20 protein-coding genes are annotated in these 20,274 nt (G+C 37.2%); 5 read left to right on the forward strand and 15 right to left on the reverse strand.

Annotated features, from left to right (window positions below):
* Positions 1–61 precede the first annotated feature (61 nt).
* The 15 genes from STRDD10_RS06810 to yycF form a co-directional block, all read right to left on the reverse strand.
* Positions 62–1,015 (reverse strand): competence protein CoiA, encoded by a 954-nt coding sequence (locus tag STRDD10_RS06810; protein WP_067194227.1) that lies wholly within the window; start codon positions 1,013–1,015, stop codon positions 62–64.
* A gap of 192 nt (positions 1,016–1,207) precedes the next feature.
* On the reverse strand, positions 1,208–2,557 hold the full coding sequence (celB, locus tag STRDD10_RS06815; protein WP_067194230.1) for a PTS cellobiose transporter subunit IIC: 1,350 nt from the start codon (positions 2,555–2,557) through the stop codon (positions 1,208–1,210).
* Between the two features lie 26 nt (positions 2,558–2,583).
* Entirely contained in the window at positions 2,584–3,090 is a 507-nt protein-coding gene (locus STRDD10_RS06820) for a hypothetical protein (RefSeq protein WP_067194232.1), read from the reverse strand.
* Positions 3,091–3,101: 11 nt separating this feature from the next.
* Complete coding sequence (locus tag STRDD10_RS06825; protein ID WP_067194235.1) at positions 3,102–3,416, reverse strand: PTS cellobiose transporter subunit IIA; 315 nt, start codon at positions 3,414–3,416, stop codon at positions 3,102–3,104.
* 10 nt (positions 3,417–3,426) lie between these two features.
* Positions 3,427–5,388, reverse strand: a complete 1,962-nt coding sequence (locus STRDD10_RS06830; RefSeq protein WP_067194238.1) for a BglG family transcription antiterminator — start codon at positions 5,386–5,388, stop codon at positions 3,427–3,429.
* A 35-nt stretch (positions 5,389–5,423) separates the two neighbouring features.
* Positions 5,424–5,738 (reverse strand): PTS cellobiose transporter subunit IIB, encoded by a 315-nt coding sequence (locus STRDD10_RS06835; RefSeq protein ID WP_067194241.1) that lies wholly within the window; start codon positions 5,736–5,738, stop codon positions 5,424–5,426.
* A gap of 131 nt (positions 5,739–5,869) precedes the next feature.
* Positions 5,870–6,109, reverse strand: a complete 240-nt coding sequence (locus STRDD10_RS06840; protein ID WP_067194244.1) for a SemiSWEET transporter — start codon at positions 6,107–6,109, stop codon at positions 5,870–5,872.
* A gap of 54 nt (positions 6,110–6,163) precedes the next feature.
* A complete protein-coding gene (locus tag STRDD10_RS06845) occupies positions 6,164–7,600 on the reverse strand; it encodes a 6-phospho-beta-glucosidase (RefSeq protein ID WP_067194247.1) in 1,437 nt (478 codons plus the stop codon).
* Between the two features lie 286 nt (positions 7,601–7,886).
* Positions 7,887–9,611, reverse strand: coding sequence for a septation ring formation regulator EzrA (ezrA, locus tag STRDD10_RS06850; protein ID WP_067194250.1), 1,725 nt, complete (start codon positions 9,609–9,611; stop codon positions 7,887–7,889).
* Positions 9,612–9,695: 84 nt separating this feature from the next.
* A complete protein-coding gene (gene gyrB, locus STRDD10_RS06855; RefSeq protein ID WP_067194252.1) occupies positions 9,696–11,645 on the reverse strand; it encodes a DNA topoisomerase (ATP-hydrolyzing) subunit B in 1,950 nt (649 codons plus the stop codon).
* Positions 11,602–12,213 (reverse strand): HAD-IA family hydrolase, encoded by a 612-nt coding sequence (locus tag STRDD10_RS06860; RefSeq protein ID WP_067194255.1) that lies wholly within the window; start codon positions 12,211–12,213, stop codon positions 11,602–11,604. Before STRDD10_RS06860 ends, gyrB begins: the two co-directional genes overlap by 44 nt.
* 236 nt (positions 12,214–12,449) lie before the next feature.
* Positions 12,450–12,821 carry a YbaN family protein gene (locus STRDD10_RS06865; RefSeq protein ID WP_067194258.1) on the reverse strand — a complete coding sequence of 124 codons (372 nt, stop codon included), beginning with the start codon at positions 12,819–12,821 and terminating at the stop codon, positions 12,450–12,452.
* 8 nt (positions 12,822–12,829) lie between these two features.
* Complete coding sequence (locus STRDD10_RS06870) at positions 12,830–13,639, reverse strand: MBL fold metallo-hydrolase (RefSeq protein ID WP_067194261.1); 810 nt, start codon at positions 13,637–13,639, stop codon at positions 12,830–12,832.
* A gap of 8 nt (positions 13,640–13,647) precedes the next feature.
* The gene (gene vicK, locus STRDD10_RS06875) at positions 13,648–14,997 is read right to left on the reverse strand and encodes a cell wall metabolism sensor histidine kinase VicK (protein WP_067194264.1); all 1,350 of its coding nucleotides are present in this window, start codon (positions 14,995–14,997) and stop codon (positions 13,648–13,650) included.
* Positions 14,990–15,691: a response regulator YycF gene (gene yycF / locus STRDD10_RS06880; protein ID WP_067194267.1), complete on the reverse strand. Its 702-nt coding sequence runs from the start codon at positions 15,689–15,691 to the stop codon at positions 14,990–14,992. The genes vicK and yycF overlap by 8 nt, the downstream gene beginning before the upstream one ends.
* A gap of 206 nt (positions 15,692–15,897) precedes the next feature.
* On the opposite strand from yycF, the gene STRDD10_RS06885 reads away from it, so the two are divergent.
* The 5 genes from STRDD10_RS06885 (at position 15,898) to hemH (ending at position 20,243) form a co-directional block, all read left to right on the forward strand.
* Positions 15,898–16,656, forward strand: a complete 759-nt coding sequence (locus STRDD10_RS06885) for an amino acid ABC transporter ATP-binding protein (RefSeq protein ID WP_067194270.1) — start codon at positions 15,898–15,900, stop codon at positions 16,654–16,656.
* 55 nt (positions 16,657–16,711) lie between these two features.
* The gene (locus STRDD10_RS06890) at positions 16,712–17,464 is read left to right on the forward strand and encodes a transporter substrate-binding domain-containing protein (RefSeq protein ID WP_443031096.1); all 753 of its coding nucleotides are present in this window, start codon (positions 16,712–16,714) and stop codon (positions 17,462–17,464) included.
* A gap of 12 nt (positions 17,465–17,476) precedes the next feature.
* A complete protein-coding gene (locus tag STRDD10_RS06895) occupies positions 17,477–18,154 on the forward strand; it encodes an amino acid ABC transporter permease (RefSeq protein WP_067194276.1) in 678 nt (225 codons plus the stop codon).
* Positions 18,155–18,169: 15 nt separating this feature from the next.
* Entirely contained in the window at positions 18,170–18,829 is a 660-nt protein-coding gene (locus STRDD10_RS06900; protein WP_067194279.1) for an amino acid ABC transporter permease, read from the forward strand.
* A 310-nt stretch (positions 18,830–19,139) separates the two neighbouring features.
* Positions 19,140–20,243 carry a ferrochelatase gene (gene hemH, locus STRDD10_RS06905; protein ID WP_067194282.1) on the forward strand — a complete coding sequence of 368 codons (1,104 nt, stop codon included), beginning with the start codon at positions 19,140–19,142 and terminating at the stop codon, positions 20,241–20,243.
* The last annotated feature ends 31 nt before the right edge of the window (positions 20,244–20,274 follow it).

Here is a 20,274-nt window from a genome sequence, read left to right on the forward strand (position 1 = left end):
AGTCTTTTGAACCCTTCTTTTATCTCTTACCCATTTTATCATAAAAGCATTATTTTTTTAGTTAGGACTTATCTTTTTCAAAAAACAATCGATAATAGGCAGGTGAATATAGTATTTGCTCATCTTTACATTCTAACTGCTGATAATAGCTCAAAAAATTCCTTCTGTACCAGCTAATATCTTGTGCAATCTGTGCAAATTCTTCAGCCCTTGGTAGAGTCACTTGAGGATAAAAATCCTTTGCTTCTTTCTCCAATAAGTTTTCCCCTTTTAGATAGGCTTCCTCTTGTAACTTCATCCATTTTGGAACCTGAAAATACAGTTGCTTTCGAACAAAAGTACAGATATCCTTATCAAGATTTCCCCATAATGTTTCAACCTGCTTTTGCTGAAATGGGAAACGAAAAATAGTCAACAACTCTCCCTCTCCAAAAGAAAATTCTCGAATCTTTCGTTGTAGTTTTCCATGCATATCTTCATGAATTAGATAACTGAGGCGGAGCACTTGATGCGTCAAGTCTGCTTCCCATACATAAAATCCCAAGGACTGACTAAAGTACAGAAAATCTTTTTGTAAACTGCGTAAACTTTCTTTCAACCATAGTTTTTCTCCCAATATCCAAATGACATGATACCCATTTTCTCGATAAGCCTTAGTTCGCTCCCGCAAGCGGGTCTGGCTTAAAGGGCTACACTGTATCTCAAGTGCAAGATTTTCATCTATAAACAGATCAGCAATTTGCTGAATTTCAGCTATATGTCTCTCAATCGTGATCCTATGATGCTTTTTTCCCCATTGATAAAAAATAGACTTTAGTGTCAGGTGTTCTACACTTTCATTTTCACTGTAAAATTGACACTGTTCCAGGCTACGGTGAGCAAAATGTGTACGCATAATCTTACCACTTTTCAGACTTACCGTCCCCTTACAAGCTGGACAAGTATAGTTCGCTCTTGGCAATTCATCTTCCAAAGCATTCACCAGCTGACCAGAGCTATTCTTCGCTACAAACATAGGAACCTCCTTATATGTTTACTTATTTATTCGCAAAAAAGGGAGTGGCACAGAACGAATCTTAAAGAAAATTCATTCTGTACCACCCCGAAAATAAAATCATCTAAACTGAGAGAACTTATCTATGCGAATGACGATTACTCAGCAAAAATTGATTTCTCTTGTTTTATCCTATGGATGATGAGGAAATACCTAGGAAAGCTCTTGTTCTTCTCTTACTAATTGTTTATCGTAGACACGAATGAATGGTAAATAAACAAGGAAGGCAGCAACTGCACAGACAAGAGCAACTAGGACAGCACGGAGATCTGCAGTTCCTAAGAAGGCTCCGATTCCCACTGGTGTTGGCCATGGAACCTGTGCAACGACAGGATTAATCAAATGTAAAGCATTAACAAAGTAGTAGATAGTAGCTGTAATCATTGGTGCCAAGATAAATGGAATTGCTAACGCTGGATTATAAATAATTGGTAAACCAAAAATCAATGGTTCATTAATGTTGAACAATGCTGGAACAACTGAAGCACGTCCAATCGCCTTAAGCTGCTCTGACTTAGCAGCAAAAGCAATGTAAAGACACAAACCAAGAGTTGCACCTGATCCACCAGCGATAACAAACATGTTAGAAAATTCACCAGCTACAGCATAGTGTCCACCAGCAGCATTCTCAGCCATGTTAGCAAGGGCGATAGGAGTAACAAAAGCAAAGATAATATTAGCTCCGTGAATACCTACAATCCAAAGAAGTTGAGTTAAAAGATAGATAATCATTAATCCAATCCATGAGTTAGTTAGGTTAGCAACAAACCCAAATGGAATAGCAATAACTTTAAAGATATCAGTTCCCAATGCAACGAGTGCACCGTTAATAAAGATAACCACAAATGCAACGACGAATCCAGGAATCAAGGCAGTAAATCCACGTGAAACTCCCTCTGGAACAGCATCAGGCATCTTAATAACCCAATTACGTTTTACACATGTACGATAAATAAGGACTGTCACAATAGCCATAATAATAGCTGTGAAAATACCTGTCGTACCGAAACGAGTAACACCATTACCCATTGCCCAACCGTCAACAACAACTGCACCTTCTTTAAGGCTACTTACAGCTTTCATCATTCCACCATCAAAAATGATTTGTGGAACTGTCATAATGAAAGCCATGAGCGAAAGAAGAGCACCGTTTAGAGGATTCATATTTAGATCTTCTTCTTCTGCATAGATTTTAGTTAACTCATAAGCAAGTGAGAGAACAAAGTAAAGTGAGAGAGAACCCATAGTAGCATAGTTAGCAACCATGTATAGAGAAGTAAACTTATCAAATGAAGCTGAGAAAATATCAGCTACAATTGGCCAGAATGAGAAGGCTTGTGGCAGAATACTAAATACCAAGAACATTGACCCAACAATAGTAAATGGTACAGCTGCCATACCTGCTGCCGTGATTGCACGTACAACTTTAAACTGAGCAAGTTTCCCCATTGGTCCCATGACATGATTTTCAAGGAAACCAAACAATCCGTCTTGTTGATCCATAATCGGACCTCCTATCCTAATATTTTTTATACATTCAGTACTTGTTCTTTCATTTTCAAATAGCGAAGATAAGCCTTGTCTTCATTAGCAGATATCGCTTTCAAACGTTTATAATTAAGAGATAAAATCCCTAAACCCGCTACCAACATCATGCTAATGAACAATCTTGCAGTGAGATTCTCTGCAAAAGCAGGAAAAACAAATGTGAAGAATGGCGTCCAGCTGATGAAAAACAAACTCACCTGAACAATTATCTGCAAACGGACAAACCGACCGGTCTGCACTAATATTGGTTCACTGCAATCATACAATTTAAACTGTTCTATAGATGCTATACTAGAGAGCACTATCATCGATAAAGGAAGTAAGGCCAATATTAGACTACTTGAAAGGGAAATCAAGAACCAATAAAGATTACTAAAGAAAAATAGAGCAAGAGTATAACGCAGGAGCAGATAGCGATTAAACAAGGTGTTTTTCAAAGAAGTCTCCTTACGTTGTTCTAGAACTGTTCGTTTTTCTGCTTCTGTCATATTCTTTCTCCTTAAGCTATTCTTTGATGAAGAGACAGCATTTCTTTTGCTACCTCTAAAAGGGTCATTGTGGTCATCAAATGGTCTTGTGCGTGGACCATAATAATTTCGATTTTAATTTCAACTCCACTAGCATAATCTTGTAACAATTTTGTTTGGGCATGATGGGCTTCTAAAATTTCTTCATTCGACTGTTCTAACAAATCCTCTGCCTCTTCAAAATTTCTTTCACGCATTGCTGCAAATGCTTCATGAATCTGAGTCCGTGCTGTTCCTGAGTGTAGGATAATCTCAAAAGCAACAACTTGTAATTCTTCTTGATTCATACATACCTCCTTATATTTTCTTTAATAGTGACAAAAATGTTGAAAAATCCTCACATGCCACCAACTCTTCTTGAATCTTTTCATTCTCCGTTACAGCAAGAATCTTCTGGGTCACAACTTTAAATCCTTCATTATTGTAGATTGATGGAGATAAGAGAAAAATTAGCTGAATTTTTTCTCTTCCTTCCTCCCATACAAGTGGCTCCTTACAGATTGCTACTGCCACTTGTGCTTGTCTAGTGAGAGGCTCACAAGGATGAGGGACAGCTATTCTTTCAGAAAAGACCACTGTACCAATTGCCTCACGTTCTGCTAGCAAGGCTAAAAAATCATCTCTCCGTATCTCTTCATCCCCAACAAGCAAGTCTTGAACCATATTCTCTAGCACAACTTCCTTATCTCCTGAATGGTAAATCTGAAAATGTTGTTCTGAAAAGTATACGTCCAAGTCTTCTTGACTTTCTTTCTTTTTCTCCGTTATCATTCGTGTTCCCGTTACCATGCGATTTAGTGCTTTTTTTATGATATCCACTTCTTCCGTCTTAAGAAAAACAGAAACCGTGAATACTGGGATAGGGAGAATTAAATTGGATAAATCAACTGCTGATATCAGTAAATCAATCCCTTCTAGTTTCTTCTGATCTAGCTCATAATACCCAATGACATCCACAACCTCTATTCGATGACCTAATTCGGCCTCCAAACGATTTTTCAACATCTGAGCAGCACCTATGCCTGTTGCACAGATTGCTAACACTCGGAATTTCTTAGCATCCCTTTGCCTTTCAATAGAAGCCATAAAATGTAAAGCCACATAGGCGATCTCGTCATCTGTTAAGACTGCTTCTGTAAAGAAATCCATTTCTTGCAAGACCTGCTTACTAAGAAAAAAGATATCCCCATATTGTTCTTCTATTTCTGCTAACAGAGGATTAGACAACTCCAACTGATTCGCTAAACGAACTTGTAAAGTTGCTAGATGGGTCACCACTCCTTCTAAAAACTGAAAGTCTGATGAAAAATGATAAATCTCATCCACTCCCAATTCTTTCAAACTTCTCAATAAGTCCTGTCGAATATCCGTTTTACTAATCGTCTCATACTGTTTACCAGTCAGTTGTCTTTTAGCTATCAAATGAAGGGTAATATAATCAATCTCCTGCCTCGGAAATACAAGATGACTCTTTTCCTCTATCCGACTCAAAATCCGCTGTGCAACTCTCCTTTCACTCTCCACATCCTCTAGTTGCCAATCTACCTCAGCCAACTCAAATCCGTCTTGAAGGCGCTTGATAGAAAGCGCAATATGAACAACTAAATTTTGCAAGACAAAATCTGATAATCGTAACTGTGCCTTACGACACTCTTCTAAAACTATTGTCGTTAACTTTCCTAGAGGAAGAGTCTGATCAAAAAAATCATGCGGTACATATTGATGTAAGGTTTTGAAAAAATGATTAGATAAAAAATAATTAGTAATAAAACGTCGTTTATCTCGCTCACGACCACTTATATATACTCCTCTATTTGCCCGACTTTCAACCTCGAGGTGAAACTCGGACAACAATTGACGAATCTTCTTAAAATCATGCGAAAGCGTCGAACGACAAACATAGAGTTCATCAGCCAAATCATCAAATAGAATCGGTTCTTGCTCAAATAATAATTTATTTAAAATAAGAGCATATCGTTCTTCCATTTCCGTTTCCTGAACAGTTGTAACGCCATAACCAACAAGTTCGACTAGATTCTGATAATCCCTTTGTTGATGAAAAACTAACTGATAACCTTGCCCTTGTTTAGAGAAAAGAGTAACCCCTTCCTTTTCAAGAATTTGCGTGATATTTTTCAAGTAATTACGAACGGTTCGATCCGAACAAGAAAGTTGCTCTGCCAGTTCTTTACTTGAGGTAAAGCGTCCTTTTCTGTCTAGTAAACACTGTATAATTCTCTTTTCTTTTATATTAAACATGGCAAAGCCTCCTTTTCATTACCTTACATTATATATCAAATGTTTTCAGTAATCAAAGTAGCCATTTTTTCAATTCCCATTGGAATTGGAATGTAGGCTTGCGGTGGAATTTGAACAACTGGTTTTCCGACTTTAGCACCTGCTTCTTCAAACTGTTTAAAATACATTTTTGTTTGAGGGCTTATAAGATATAAATCAAACTCTGATGCTGCAATAGCTTTTCCTCCTTCAGTAGCACTAATAGCGTCAACCTCAATATCCTGACCTTTTCCCTTTAGAAACTCCGTTGTTTTCTTTGCCATGAGTGATGAAGACATTCCTGCCGCACAAATAATCAACGCTTTTGCCATAAGATTTTCTCCTTTAATCTAATCCCATCAAATTGATACCTGATTGGGTTATTTCTTATTTACATTTTAATTATAAGGTAAAGCGCTTACAATTACCATTGCTGATTTTTCCTCAACGATACGGAAAATAATTATTTGTACTTCAATTTATAAATCAAAATAATACCAGATAGCAAGAACGAAACACTATTAGCCAAAATCAAAGGTATGTCACCAATACGAAGACCATGAGCAAGCCACAAAGCAATACCAATAACCTGCATAACATACATCCCTAAAGCAATCGATTCAGTATCTTTTGTTTTTATCACACGCACAACTTGCGGCAAAAAAGCAAATGTTGTTAAAATTGCTGCAATGCTACCAATCATATTTATTCTCCTATGTTTACTAAAGAAGCTGGGAATACGCCCAGCTTCTTAGTTTTATTCTACTGTCGCACCGTTAGATGCAATAACTTCTTTATACCAATTAAATGATTTTTTCGGCGAGCGTTCATAACTTCCCTGTCCATCATCGTCTTTATCTACATAAATAAAGCCGTAACGTTTTCTCATCTCTCCGGTACCTGCTGAAACTAGATCGATACAACCCCAAGGTGTATATCCCATTAAATCCACGCCATCCTCAACGACGGCTTTTTTCATTTCACGAATATGAGCAGCCAGATAATCAATTCGATAATCATCATGAATCATGCCATCTGCTTCGACTTGGTCTATAGCACCAAAACCATTTTCAACGATGAAGAGTGGTAAATGGTAGTGATCCGTAAACCAGTTTAATGCATAACGTAAGCCCTCTGGGTCAATTTGCCACTCCCACTCAGATGCCTGAACATAATTATTTTTAACCAAATCTTCTGTTTCAAGATAATCGAAATAAGGATTATTCTCACGATGAGAATCGATAGCAAAAGACATATAGTAACTAAATCCAATATAGTCTACCGTGCCTCCAAGTAAATCCTCTTTATCTTGCTCTGTAAATTCAACTGAGATTCCTTTACGTTCCCAATACTTGAGAATGTGTTCAGGATATTTACCAAAAACATGTACGTCAGTAAAGTAATAACGTTTTTGCATAGCCTTCATGGCCATTAAAATGTCTTTAGGATTACAAGTTGCAGGATAAATAGGACACATCGCAATCATACAACCAATTTGAAAATCTGGATTGATTTCATGACCAATTTTTACTGCTCGAGCAGAGGCTACTAACTCATAGTGTGCTGCTTGATACATAATAGCTTCTCGGTCGTCACCTTCCTCGTATACAATACCTGAGTTCGTAAATGGTGCAAAATCTTCCTGGTAATTGGCCTGATTATTGATTTCATTGAAGGTCATCCAGTATTTAACTTTATCTTTATAACGTTTGAATACGACTTCTGCAAAGCGAACAAAGAAATCAATTAATTTACGATTTTTCCACCCACCATATTCTGTAACCAAATGATAAGGCATCTCAAAATGAGATAAAGTAATTACAGGTTCAATTCCATGCTTCAAGCACTCATCAAAAAGATCATCATAAAATTGCAACCCTTCTTCATTGGGCTCTAACTCATCACCTTTTGGGAAAATGCGTGTCCAAGCAATTGATGTTCGGAAGCACTTAAATCCCATTTCAGCAAAAAGTGCTATATCTCCTTTGTAACGATGGTAAAAATCTATAGCCTCATGATTTGGATAATATTTACCTTCCAAAACACCCGGTGTAATTTCACGGGCAACTCCATGACGACCTGCCGTCATGACATCAGCAACACTGATACCCTTACCACCTTCTTGCCATCCACCTTCAAGTTGATGAGCAGCTACAGCACCACCCCATAAAAATCCATCTTTAAAAGTAGTCATCGTTTTTCCTCCTGACTTTGATACTTCTATTATAAACTCCATAAGCAGCAATGAAAACACATTCTTTTTCCATAGTGATGTGGAATCCTAGACAACAAAGCTCTAAATGACAAAAATTATATGGCCAAACTCTAAAAAACTCCTCCATCAAAGAATCCTGATTCAAATAATCCTAACTGTTATTCATCACCCACAACTGCGCCAAAAACAAAAAAAGACAAACATTAAAATATGTTTGCTTTTTTTAATAATTCGAGAAACACTTACCTTTCTCATTATAATTTATTTAAAATCGAATATTTTCTTTTGTTTTTTCATATGAAGTTACAAAACGCTCTGTTACTCCAGGCTCAACAATTTCTACTGCATTTGCAATTTCTTCAAATGAAGCTGCATAATCGAAATCTTGCTCAAAGAAATCTAAGGCGCGATCAAAAGCATGTTGTACATTTTGATCAAAAGAACGATAGCGATTTGAATATTGAAGCAACTGCTCTGTCAAAGTTGCATTTTGTACGATTTGATAAGTTTCTTCTTCCAAATCTTGCATATCTGCAACTACAATTTCCAGCATACGATTGACAGATTCCATATTCACACGTTTCTCTTCAAGTTCAGACAGAAGAGCTTCTGTATTGTGACTTGCAGCAAAGAAAAGACTCAGAAAACTTGCAGGTATCCCTGGTAAGTTGCGCTTTTCCATATAACGTTTAATGGTGTGTAATTTATTGATATAAATATTTACTTTTTGACGAGCATTGGTATCGTCAAGCTCAATTCTTGCTAGAGACTCATTCAGACTAATCTGTTCTTCCTCAATCTCTCGCATCCGTGTTTCTATCCCTTCAAACTCCTCTAAACGAATAGAATACGGTTCAGTGCTAATAGACTGATCGCCTAGAGTATTCACTACTTTACCTTCTAGACCAGTGATTTCTGTTTGCAAATCACGAACACTATTCACTTCAAGATCAGAGAGTACATATGTCGTACCTAAACGTTCCACTTCTACTTGAAGATTGTCATTGTTTTCTTTGATATGCTTTAACAAGCCTGGTAAAAACTTGTTTAACTTATCAAATTTCTTACGAGAATTGATTTCAAGGGTAAAGATCTCATACAGAGCCGATATTTCTTCTTGAATTTGCTCGTTTTCAAACTGGGCATTGTCCAGTTCAAGAACCGCTACATTTTTCCCGTTATTCGTTAAAGCCTGATGTAATTGTTGGAAGCGAGATTCAATATCTGTTTCAAGGAAAGTATAATTATCTTCAAGTAATTTACGATAGCCAGACTCTAGGTCTTCTAATTGATCTGGTAAATCTTTTTCTAAAACCGCTACAATTGCAGGAATTCGATCAACAATATGACTCAATGCCAAAATGTGGTCTTCCGTTTTATCCAAAATTTCAGAGGCTTCAACCGGGTCACCAGATGAATTAAGGGCCACAAATTGAGAAAATTCTGTTTGAATATTTCCTAATTGTTGGCGTACTTCATCTAAAGATTTTCCATAACTTTCCACGTCATCTGCTACCTTTGTTTGTAACTCTTCAAACAAATCTAAAGCATGAATGACACGACCAGAGTTCTTGGATTCTTGTTCTTCTAATTCAACAAGAGCTTGACGAATACTCTTAATATCTTCATCAATCAAATTCAATTGACTCTCAATATTCTCGATCGCATGTTGAGCTTTGAAGAAACGAAAAGCATTATTAAATCCTTCCGCTTCAAAAATATTATTTTCAATATCCGCAAAAGAATTCAGGGATAAATCAACCCATTTTTGATTCCACTCACGGAATGACACTTGACTTTGCCCAATCAAGTGCATATTCTTTATTTTTTCAATTTCATCGTTTACTGGAAGGTTGTAAAGCTTTTCTTTACGCTCTTCTAACTGAGCCAGTAAGGTTTCATTACGCTTTCTAAGCAGGACTGCTGTAACATAAGCTACAATTAGCAGGACTGCTATTACAAGTATGATTGTTATAAGTCCACTAGACATCTATCATTCCCTTTCTTTCACATTGAAGACAATCATTAAGATTATATCACATTTTTTAGAATATATGTTAGATTTGAAGAAATTTTATACATCTAGTGTACTATAAACTGCATTTTCTTCAATAAACTCACGCCGAGGCTCCACACGATCCCCCATAAGCATATCAAAGATTTTGTCTGCTTCTGCTGCATCATCAACAGAAACGCGAGCCATGAGGCGGTGTTCGGGATTCATCGTTGTTTCCCAAAGTTGGTGGTCATCCATCTCTCCCAACCCTTTATACCGTTGAATGGTTGGTTTTGAGCGTCCCTCACTATAACGGGCTAAGGCTGCTTGCAACTCTTCTTCCTGGTTAGAACCAGGTTGAATGTATTCTTTCACTTCACTACCAACTTTTACACCATAAATCGGTGGTTGAGCAATATAGACATACCCTGCCTCCAACACTGGTTTCATATAGCGGTAAATTAAAGTTAAAAGTAGAGTACGAATGTGGGCTCCGTCAACGTCCGCATCTGTCATCAAGACAAGTTTTTGATAGCGCGCCTTGGTTACATCAAATTCTGCACCGAATCCAGTTCCCATTGCTGTAAAGAGACTTCGAATCTCTTCATTTGCTAAAATTTTGTCCATACTAGCTTTTTCAACATTGAGAATTTTCCCACGAATTGGGAGAATTGCCTGAAACTCACGATTTCGTCCAGACTTAGCTGAACCACCTGCTGAATCCCCTTCGACGATAAAGAGTTCTGTTTCTGCAGGATTATTGGAGGCACAGTCTGCTAATTTTCCAGGAAGGTTAGAAATTTCAAGTCCTGATTTTTTTCGCGTCACTTCACGAGCCCGTTTAGCAGCAACACGTGCTTTAGCGGCTAAAATCCCTTTTTCAACGATTTTTTTAGCAATTTGTGGATTCTCTAGCAGAAAATCTGAGAATGCATCGGAAAAAAGACGATTGGTAATCTTGACTACTTCACTATTTCCAAGTTTGGTTTTTGTTTGACCTTCAAACTGTGGATTTGGATGTTTGACTGAAATGACAGCAGTCAAGCCTTCACGAACATCTTCTCCCGTCAAGTTATCTTCATTATCCTTCAGTAGTTTATTTTTTCGAGCATAATCATTAATGACTCGAGTTAAAGCAGTCCTAAATCCTTGTTCGTGAGTCCCACCTTCATGAGTGTGAATGTTGTTGGCAAAACTCATAACAGTTTCGTGATAACCCGTTGTATACTGCATAGCGACTTCAACTGTCACATCGTCCATTTCACCGTCTGTATAGATTGGATTTTCAAAGATTAAATCCTTATTGGTATTGATGTATTCAACGTAACTTGAAATTCCACCTTCATAGTGGTATTCTTTCGTTTGTTCAAAACCTTCACGCTTATCTGTAATCGCAATCCTCAAGCCTCTATTCAAAAAAGCTAATTCTTGAATACGCTTATTCAACTTTTCAAAATCATAAACGGTTGTTTCAGTAAAAATCTCTGGGTCTGGTGTAAAATGAACAGTTGTCCCCGTACGATCTGTGTCACCGATAACTTCGAGGTCAGCTACAACTTGACCTCGACGGTATTCTTGAAAATGAATGTGACCATTTTTATGAACACGAACATCTAATTGAGTTGACAAAGCATTTACCACCGAAGAGCCAACTCCATGTAGTCCCCCAGAAACTTTGTAGCCACCACCGCCGAATTTCCCTCCTGCATGAAGGACTGTAAAGACAGTTTCTACAGCCGGTCTTCCCGTTTTTTCTTGGATATCGACAGGAATCCCACGACCATCATCGATTACTGTAATTGAATTATCAACTTCAATAAAAACTTGAATAAAGCTAGCAAAACCTGCCAAGGCCTCATCAATGGAATTATCCACAATTTCCCAAACTAAATGGTGTAACCCTTCCTTTGAAGTTGAACCGATATACATCCCTGGACGCATCCGAACAGCTTCAAGCCCTTCAAGAACTTGAATCTGGCTAGCATCATATTCCTGCGCTTTCATGTCCTGTTTGATTTCTTCTGACATTGTTTTCCTTTTCTATATATTTACGTAGCTGTTGCATATCATCAAATAAGTAAGTGTCCATATGAGCAGCTTGTCCAGCCTCTATATCTATTGGACGATCGCCTATCACTAAAGGACTCTTCAACCGATAAGTCTCTTTTAGATAGAGGAATGATTCAGGATCGGGTTTTCTGGCAAATCCATCGTCAGAGGTAATGACTGCTGTAAAAAATGAAGAAATACCTGTCTTTTCCAAAATTGCTAGGACAGAGTTATTCCGATGCGAAACAAGAAAGTTCCTTCCACCTTTATCTTGAATCCACTGAAGTAATTCAATAGTTCCTACAAATAGCTGTGGATTTTCCAATTCTTTTAGCTCGTTTGCCTTATAATGAGTAAGAAACTGATCTATCTCACTAGCAAAGCATTCAATTGCATGTTCGGTTGACACCTTAAGTGCCTGATAGACCTCATCATGATTTGCTGTTTTTTGATACGCTTCTAATGTTTTTACAAAAGTTGCCGTGGACGTCTCATAGTTATCTAGGAGCGTTCCACCTAAATCCCAAATATAGTCCTGATATTTCATACCCTTTATTGTACCATATTTTCGACTTTTTTTTCACCAATTTTCTACCTACTAAATCAAAGAAACCTTTATATTACTATGGGGGAAATAATTTAAATCAGAATACAAATTAGATTTTATTTTTTTCCTAAAAATGGTGATGCCACTTCCTTAAGATTTCTTCTTCGTAATAGGTAAAAATTAAAACAGGATTCTGGAAAGTTTCGAAACTTTCCAGAATCCTGTTTTATCATTCGTTACTCTCCGTCATCCTTTTTATCAGGAATAACCTTAAACAGATAATAGGTGATGAAAATCGTTAAGGCAGCTAAAGCCATTTTTACCCACACAATCGGGGCAAAAAAGATAGAAATCCCCATCAAAATATAAATTTGAATTATCACTTTTTTCTTACGTTCTCTTGAAATCGACCTCGTTTCACGAAAATCTGCCACATAGGTTTGATAGAGCTTCGTATGGTAGAGCCAATTTTCAAAACGTTTAGAGGACCGTGCAAAACAAGCAATTGCTAACAGCAAAAAAGGAGTTGTCGGAAGAATCGGGAGCGGAATCCCGATGATTCCCAAAGCTAAAGATATACATCCAATCGTTAAATAAACTAATCTCATGTAACCTCCTAAATCGTGACTAAGGGGGTCGCTGTATCAGGCGATGTATCTAACACCTCAAAATCAAATCCAACTGGTAAATCCGCTTGGGCAAGCTGATTTACCATGGTCATATGGGCTAATTCCTTGATATTATTCTCTTTCGATAGATGCCCCAGATAGATTTTTTTTGTTTTATTTCCTAATGTTCGAATCATAGCATCTGCCCCATCTTCATTAGATAAATGACCTAAATCCGATAAAATTCTCTGTTTCAGTCGCCAAGCGTAGGTTCCTGAACGCAAAATTTCAATATCATGATTGGACTCAATCAAATATCCATCAGCATTTCTCACAATGCCTGCCATACGATCACTTACGTAGCCTGTATCGGTCAACATTACGAAACATTTCCCATCCTTCATGAAACGATAAAATTGAGGCGCTGCTGCATCATGACTGACCCCAAAACTTTCTACATCCAAGTCACCAAAAGTCAGGGTTTTCCCCATTTCAAATATGTGTTTTTGACTGGAATCTACTTTACCAAGATACTTTGTCCCCTCCATAGCCTTCCATGTCGCTTCATTTGCATAGAGGTCCATACCATATTTTCGAGCCAATACTCCCACACCGTGAATATGATCAGAATGTTCGTGTGTAATGAGGATTGCATCCAAATCCTCTGGTTTTCGACCGATTTCTTCCAACAAGCCTGTAATCTTCTTTCCTGACAAACCTGCATCCACTAGTATTTTTCTCTTAGGTGTTTCTAAATAAAAAGAATTCCCACTTGAACCAGATGCTAAAATACTATATTTAAATCCTTCTTCTAGCATTATTTTCTTTACTCTTCCTCCTCATTATCCCAATCATCTACTAATACTGCATCCTTATCATAAGGTAAAACAATGGTAAAGGTAGACCCTTTTCCGTATTCACTTTTAGCCCAAATAAAACCTTGGTGTTGTTTAACGATTTCTTTTGCAATAGCAAGTCCCAAACCAGAACCTCCCTGAGCACGACTGCGTGCCTTGTCCACTCGATAAAAACGGTCGAAGATTTTTGGCAAGTCTGTCTTGGGGATTCCAAGACCTTCATCCGTTATAGAGATAATCAACTGTGTATCCGTTGTTTTCATCCTTACCGTGATTGTTCCTCCATCTGGAGAGTACTTAATGGCATTATTTAAAATGTTGTCAATCACTTGTGTCATCTTGTCTGTATCAATCTCGACCCAAATCGGACTAATCGGATAATCTCTAGTAAATTCATAATTTTTCGAATCGTCTTGCTGACGAATCTTATCAAAACGATTTAATATGAAAGTAATAAACGCTGTAAAGTTGGTCAATTCAACATCGAGTTCTACTGCTTGATTATCAATTCTAGATAAATTTAACAAATCCGATATCATTCGCATCATGCGATTTGTTTCCTCTAAAGAGACCTTGACAAATTCTGGAGCTACGGGCTCAGTAAGCGCCCCTTCGTCCAGAGCTTCCAGATACGATTTCACACTAGTCAGAGGCGTTCTCAGTTCATGACTGACATTCGAGACAAAAAGTCTACGCTCCCGTTCCTCTTTTTCTTGCTCAGTCATATCATGTAAAACAGCTACAAGACCAGAGATAAAACCAGATTCCCTTCGGATCAAAGCAAACCGAACCTTTAAGCTAAGATATTCCCCATTTTCATTTTGCGAGTCAATCAAAAGCTCTGGCATTTCAGTAATCAAATCTCGTAAACTGTATTCATCTTCAATATCCAACAACTGCAAAATATCCGTATTTTCAACCTCACCTCGCTTAACGCCTAATTGCACTTCAGCGGTGTCATTGATCATGATAATCTGTCCTCTACGATTGGTAGCTAAAACCCCATCTGTCATATAGGTCAAAATGGAGTTCAAACGCTTTGTTTCCTGCTCTAGATTTTCATGTGTTAGACGAATCACTTCTGACAAGTCATTGATAGAATTGGTCATGTCTGTAATTTCAGGACCTGCCTGCATATCCAAGACTTCACTATAATCCCCAGCGATTAAATCCTTAATCTTTTTTTCTAGGATAACCAGTCGCTTCATATCTCTCCTATTTTCTACAAACAGGAGAGCCACCACAAAGATAAATCCTAAGATAATTAAAATAAAAATAAAATCTGCTGAAAAAATGTAATTTCGAATTTCACTAATCATTATTTCTCATATAATAACCGACACCTCGACGAGTTAAAATATACTCTGGGCGGCTAGGTGTATCTTCAATTTTTTCTCTTAATCGTCGGATTGTCACGTCAACGGTCCTTACATCACCGAAGTAATCATACCCCCAAACTGTTTCAAGCAGGTGCTCTCGAGTCATCACTTGCCCACTGTGAGTTGCAAGGTGGTAAAGCAATTCAAATTCTCTATGAGTTAATTCTAAATCTACACCATTTTTCTTAACCAAAAAGGCATCTGACAGAATTTCTAAACTTCCAATTTGCAAATTATTATTTTGCTTTGTCTCATCTTGCGTTTCAACCGTCAACTCTGTCCTACGTAAAAGAGCCTTAACGCGCGCTTGTAACTCACGATTAGAAAAGGGTTTCGTTACATAGTCATCTGCCCCCAATTCCAAACCGATAACCTTATCAAATTCACTATCCTTAGCAGAAAGCATGATAATGGGAACATTGCTAGTCTTACGAATCGTCCGCGCCACTTCCATACCATCTAACTCTGGTAACATCAAGTCCAAAATCAATATATCCGGCTTCTCAGCCTCAAATTGTTCAAGAGCTTCACGACCATTAAAGGCTGTCAAAACCTCGTAGCCTTCTTTAACCATATTAAATTTAATAATATCTGAAATCGGTTTTTCATCATCTACAACCAATATTTTCTTCATGTATTTCACCTTTTTCTATTTTATTTTTATATCTAATTCATCTTAATCTCTTCTATTATACCAAAAAGTTACTTTATTTAGAGTTTTCGAGCTCGTTTTTTGTTATTTTAAAAAATATTCTGACAATTTTTATCGTCATTTGACAATTCTAATCTTTTAGTGTAGAATAAATGTCATATTTTATAACATAATGGAGGAAGAGTTTTATGGCTTTAGTTGAATTTAAAAATGTAGAAAAATATTATGGGGACTATCATGCTCTTCGTGATATCAATCTTAGTTTTGAAAAAGGACAAGTTGTTGTTTTATTAGGTCCTTCCGGATCAGGTAAATCGACTCTTATTCGTACAATTAACGGATTGGAAAGGATTGATAAAGGGAGTCTTATCGTAAATAATCACCAAGTTGCCGGGGCAAGTCAAAAAGAACTAGTACCACTCCGCAAAGAAGTCGGAATGGTTTTCCAACATTTCAATCTTTACCCACACAAAACAGTGTTAGAAAACGTAACACTAGCTCCGGTAAAAGTCCTTGGAATAGACAAAAAAGAAGCTGAAAAAACAGCTCAGAAATATCTCGAATTTGTTAATATGTGGGACAAAAAAGATTCCTATCCTGGTATGCTTTCAGGTGGACAAAAACAGCGTATTGCAATCGCTCGCGGTCTTGCTATGCATCCAGAACTTCTTTTATTTGATGAACCAACTTCTGCACTAGATCCAGAAACAATCGGTGATGTTCTTGCGGTTATGCAAAAACTAGCTAAAGATGGTATGAATATGATTGTTGTAACACACGAAATGGGTTTTGCACGAGAAGTTGCTGATCGGATTATCTTTATGGCTGAAGGACAAGTTTTAGTAGACACAACTGATGTAAATGGATTTTTCGATAATCCTAGTGAGCCACGTGCTAAACAATTTTTAAGCAAAATTATCAATCATGAAAGTGATACTGTAAAATAGGAGGCGTTCGTAAATGAGACAATACAAGATTTTAAGTAGCATATTTTTGGCATTTATGAGTCTCAGTCTGAATCATGCCGTTCTTGCCGATACTACACCAAGCGATATCCAAAAGCGAGGTGAATTGATCGTCGGAGTCAAACAAGACGTACCAAACTTTGGGTATAAATCCCCAGAAACTGGAAAATATTCTGGTCTAGAGACAGACTTAGCCAAACTGATAGCAAATGAATTAGGGGTAAAAATCACCTATACGCCTGTTACAGCTCAAACTCGTGGCCCCTTGCTAGACAATGAACAGGTTGATATGGATATCGCCACCTTTACAATTACTGAAGAGCGGAAAAAACTCTATAATTTTACTACACCTTACTACACAGATGCTTCCGGATTTTTGGTTAACAAGTCTGCTAACATTGACGATATAGAAGACTTAGTTGGTTTAACCATTGGTGTTGCCCAAGGGTCCATCACAGAAACGCTGATCAAAGAAATCGGGAAAGAAAAAGGATTACAATTCAAATTTGTTGAACTAGGATCTTATCCTGAGTTAATTACATCCCTTCATGCTCATCGTATCGATGCATTTTCAGTCGATAAATCAATCTTATCTGGCTATACAAGTAAAAAGACTGAAATATTGGATTATAGTTTTAAAACAGCTGACTACGGTGTCGTCACCAAGAAAAGCAATACTCAACTGAATCAGTACGTTGATGAATTAATCAACAAGTGGAAAAATGACGGAACATTACAGAAACTCTATGATAAGTATAACTTGAAGCCGTCTACTTCCACTACTGATTAGAAAGGAAATATTATGTTCGATTTAACTTCTTGGGGGGCCTATTTAAATGATTTTGGGCAGTTTTTTAACGGATTTTTGTTTACTATCGCCCTTTCTATTGGTTCCTTCATCCTAGCTATGATATTAGGTGTTCTCTTTGGTGCACTCTCCACTAGTAAAAATTCTTTTTCCCGTTTAATTGCCCGTACCTTTGTTGAATTTTATCAAAATACACCTTTATTAGTACAATTTATGATTGTCTTTTATGGTTTGCCTTTGATTACCAATCACATCATCATGATTTCAATCTACTGGACAGGAGTCCTCTGCGTTGGCCTTTATCATGGTGCTTATATTGCAGAAGTAATCCGTTCCGGCATCCAATCCATTCCCTCTGGACAAATGGAAGCTGCCCTATCTCAAGGATTTAACTATATAGAGGCTATGCGTTTGATTATTTTACCACAAGCATTCCGTATCATTTTACCTCCTTTAACCAACCAAATCGTCAATCTCATAAAAAATACATCTACTGTTGCAATCATTTCTGGTGTAGATTTGATGTTTGTTACTAAATCCTGGTCAGCACTTAATTCCAACTATATCCCCTCCTTTATAGGAGCAGCTGTTCTCTACTTTGTCTTATGCTTCCCAGTTGCACGATTTGGTCGAAAAATCGAAGAAGCAAATAAGAATGCCTATACCATGTAAGGAGGTGTTACTGTTATGCAATCTATTTTAGAAGTTTTAAGTCCCACCAATCTTCTGTTTATCATACAAGGATTTGGTATGACACTTTACATATCTTTTCTTGTTATTGTACTCTCAACTATTATAGGCACCCTACTTGCCCTGATGCGTAATGGCAAACATTCTTTCCTGCGTATGCTTGCCAGCATCTATATAGAATTTATCCGAAATGTCCCTAACTTACTTTGGATATTCACGATTTTCCTCGTTTTTCAGGTAAAATCTACTCCAGCAGGGATTATTGCTTTCACTCTCTTCACATCTGCTGCTTTAGCAGAAATTATTCGTGGAGGTTTAAACGCTATTAACCACGGACAAGTGGAAGCTGGTATGTCTCAAGGGTTTACACCTGTACAAATCATGTACTATATCGTCCTCCCTCAAGCTATCCGGAAAATGTTACCTGCTATTATTTCCCAGTTTGTTACTGTGATTAAAGATACCAGCCTCCTCTACTCCGTTATCGCTCTACAAGAACTCTTTGGATCAAGCCAAATTCTTATGGGACGCTACTTTGAACCAGAGCAAGTTTTTACCCTTTATCTCCTTATTGCATTGATTTATTTCCTTTTGAATTTCAGTGTCTCCACTTTCTCACGAAATCTCTCTAAAAAATGGGAACAAGCTACTGAATAAGAGTTCAGAACAAAAGCTGAATCGCCTGTGTACTGACCTCAAAAGTTAGATTTTTTCTGTCTAACTTTTGGGGTGCAGTTCACTAGCCGATCCAGCTTTTTATTTTTCCGCAACTAGCTAAAAAGCAGCCATTTAATTTTAGCTCAATCTGTTCCATTCAATTTTTAAAAACCAAATTCTTGCAAACTGTTTTGATGATATTCTATCAAGATTCATTCCTAAAATATAGGGAATCATTCTATTTTCTCCTGTTAAAATTTATGTTATACTGTGTAAGGACCTCTAGTATCAGAACAAAGATAGGGAAAAAATGAAAAAAGCAATACTAATGATGACATTTGGATCACCTGAGGAAATTTCTTTTGAAGGAGTCGCAGAATTTTTTACAACTATTCGTCGCGGAGTAAGACCTCATGATCACGAAATCCAAACTCTTTACGAAAACTATGTACGAATCAATGGAACACCTCTACAAAGGATTACAAAACAAGAAGTCGCCCTAGTAAAAGAGCAACTTGGAAGCGATTATTCGATTTACTTTGCGAATAAATTTTCCAATCCTTTTATCTCTGATGTCATCAAAAAAATGGAATCAGATGGAATTACAGATTGTATCTGCCTAATTTTAGAACCTCACTACTCCTTTTATTCTGTTATGGGATATGAAAAGTACTTAAAAAGTCAACAAATTCGATTTTTGGTAATCAAAGACTGGTATCAAGACGAAAACCTTATCAACTACTGGGTTGATGAAATTAAATCCATTATTCTAGACAAGATTGGAAAAGATAGCTTTAAAGTATTATTTTCAGCTCACAGCGTTCCCGTTTTAGCCCTCGATTTTCAAGATCCTTATATCGACCAAATTTTCGACAACAGTCGCTTAATCGCTAAAAAATTGGGATTAAACGAAAATCAATACACCAATACATGGCAAAGCGAAAGCGATATAGGCATTCCTTGGATTAAACCAGATGTACTGGAATATTTAAAAGATAGCCCAGAACATCCCAATCACTATATTTTTGTGCCTATCAGTTTCATTAGCGAGCATATCGAAGTCCTCTTTGATAATGATGTTGAATGCTATGAAGCCTGCCAAAAATTAGGTGTTCATTACCACCGCCCCCCTATGCCCAACACTGATCATCGATTAATTAATGCTCTCGTTGCTACTATAAGACGATATGAACAAGAACCATTTACCTATTTTTTACCTGAAAAAGAGACATTTGATGAACTAGCTCCATCCGATACCAGCCAAGATATCTTAAACGAATCGGATCAACTTCAAATGCCTGATTTTGTAAAAAAATTAATTGAGAAAAAAGGAAGAGAAAATGTCAAAATTCCTTACCTCGTCAAACAAATGCTCATCAAGGCGGGAAGACTTAAACAGGATGATTCCAGATAAAAAATTTCCTAATGCTAAGTCAAGCATTAGG

Source organism: Streptococcus sp. DD10 (assembly GCF_001578805.1).
In the GTDB taxonomy this organism is placed as follows: domain Bacteria; phylum Bacillota; class Bacilli; order Lactobacillales; family Streptococcaceae; genus Streptococcus.

What these genes read in the sequence shown, in the direction of transcription:
- STRDD10_RS06810 (WP_067194227.1), bottom strand. Translation starts at nt 1,015, where the DNA reads ATGTTTGTAGCGAAGAATAGCTCTGGTCAGCTGGTGAATGCTTTGGAA.
- celB (WP_067194230.1), bottom strand. Translation starts at nt 2,557, where the DNA reads ATGGATCAACAAGACGGATTGTTTGGTTTCCTTGAAAATCATGTCATG.
- STRDD10_RS06820 (WP_067194232.1), bottom strand. Translation starts at nt 3,090, where the DNA reads ATGACAGAAGCAGAAAAACGAACAGTTCTAGAACAACGTAAGGAGACT.
- STRDD10_RS06825 (WP_067194235.1), bottom strand. Translation starts at nt 3,416, where the DNA reads ATGAATCAAGAAGAATTACAAGTTGTTGCTTTTGAGATTATCCTACAC.
- STRDD10_RS06830 (WP_067194238.1), bottom strand. Translation starts at nt 5,388, where the DNA reads ATGTTTAATATAAAAGAAAAGAGAATTATACAGTGTTTACTAGACAGA.
- STRDD10_RS06835 (WP_067194241.1), bottom strand. Translation starts at nt 5,738, where the DNA reads ATGGCAAAAGCGTTGATTATTTGTGCGGCAGGAATGTCTTCATCACTC.
- STRDD10_RS06840 (WP_067194244.1), bottom strand. Translation starts at nt 6,109, where the DNA reads ATGATTGGTAGCATTGCAGCAATTTTAACAACATTTGCTTTTTTGCCG.
- STRDD10_RS06845 (WP_067194247.1), bottom strand. Translation starts at nt 7,600, where the DNA reads ATGACTACTTTTAAAGATGGATTTTTATGGGGTGGTGCTGTAGCTGCT.
- ezrA (WP_067194250.1), bottom strand. Translation starts at nt 9,611, where the DNA reads ATGTCTAGTGGACTTATAACAATCATACTTGTAATAGCAGTCCTGCTA.
- gyrB (WP_067194252.1), bottom strand. Translation starts at nt 11,645, where the DNA reads ATGTCAGAAGAAATCAAACAGGACATGAAAGCGCAGGAATATGATGCT.
- STRDD10_RS06860 (WP_067194255.1), bottom strand. Translation starts at nt 12,213, where the DNA reads ATGAAATATCAGGACTATATTTGGGATTTAGGTGGAACGCTCCTAGAT.
- STRDD10_RS06865 (WP_067194258.1), bottom strand. Translation starts at nt 12,821, where the DNA reads ATGAGATTAGTTTATTTAACGATTGGATGTATATCTTTAGCTTTGGGA.
- STRDD10_RS06870 (WP_067194261.1), bottom strand. Translation starts at nt 13,639, where the DNA reads ATGCTAGAAGAAGGATTTAAATATAGTATTTTAGCATCTGGTTCAAGT.
- vicK (WP_067194264.1), bottom strand. Translation starts at nt 14,997, where the DNA reads ATGATTAGTGAAATTCGAAATTACATTTTTTCAGCAGATTTTATTTTT.
- yycF (WP_067194267.1), bottom strand. Translation starts at nt 15,691, where the DNA reads ATGAAGAAAATATTGGTTGTAGATGATGAAAAACCGATTTCAGATATT.
- STRDD10_RS06885 (WP_067194270.1), top strand. Translation starts at nt 15,898, where the DNA reads ATGGCTTTAGTTGAATTTAAAAATGTAGAAAAATATTATGGGGACTAT.
- STRDD10_RS06890 (WP_443031096.1), top strand. Translation starts at nt 16,712, where the DNA reads ATGAGTCTCAGTCTGAATCATGCCGTTCTTGCCGATACTACACCAAGC.
- STRDD10_RS06895 (WP_067194276.1), top strand. Translation starts at nt 17,477, where the DNA reads ATGTTCGATTTAACTTCTTGGGGGGCCTATTTAAATGATTTTGGGCAG.
- STRDD10_RS06900 (WP_067194279.1), top strand. Translation starts at nt 18,170, where the DNA reads ATGCAATCTATTTTAGAAGTTTTAAGTCCCACCAATCTTCTGTTTATC.
- hemH (WP_067194282.1), top strand. Translation starts at nt 19,140, where the DNA reads ATGAAAAAAGCAATACTAATGATGACATTTGGATCACCTGAGGAAATT.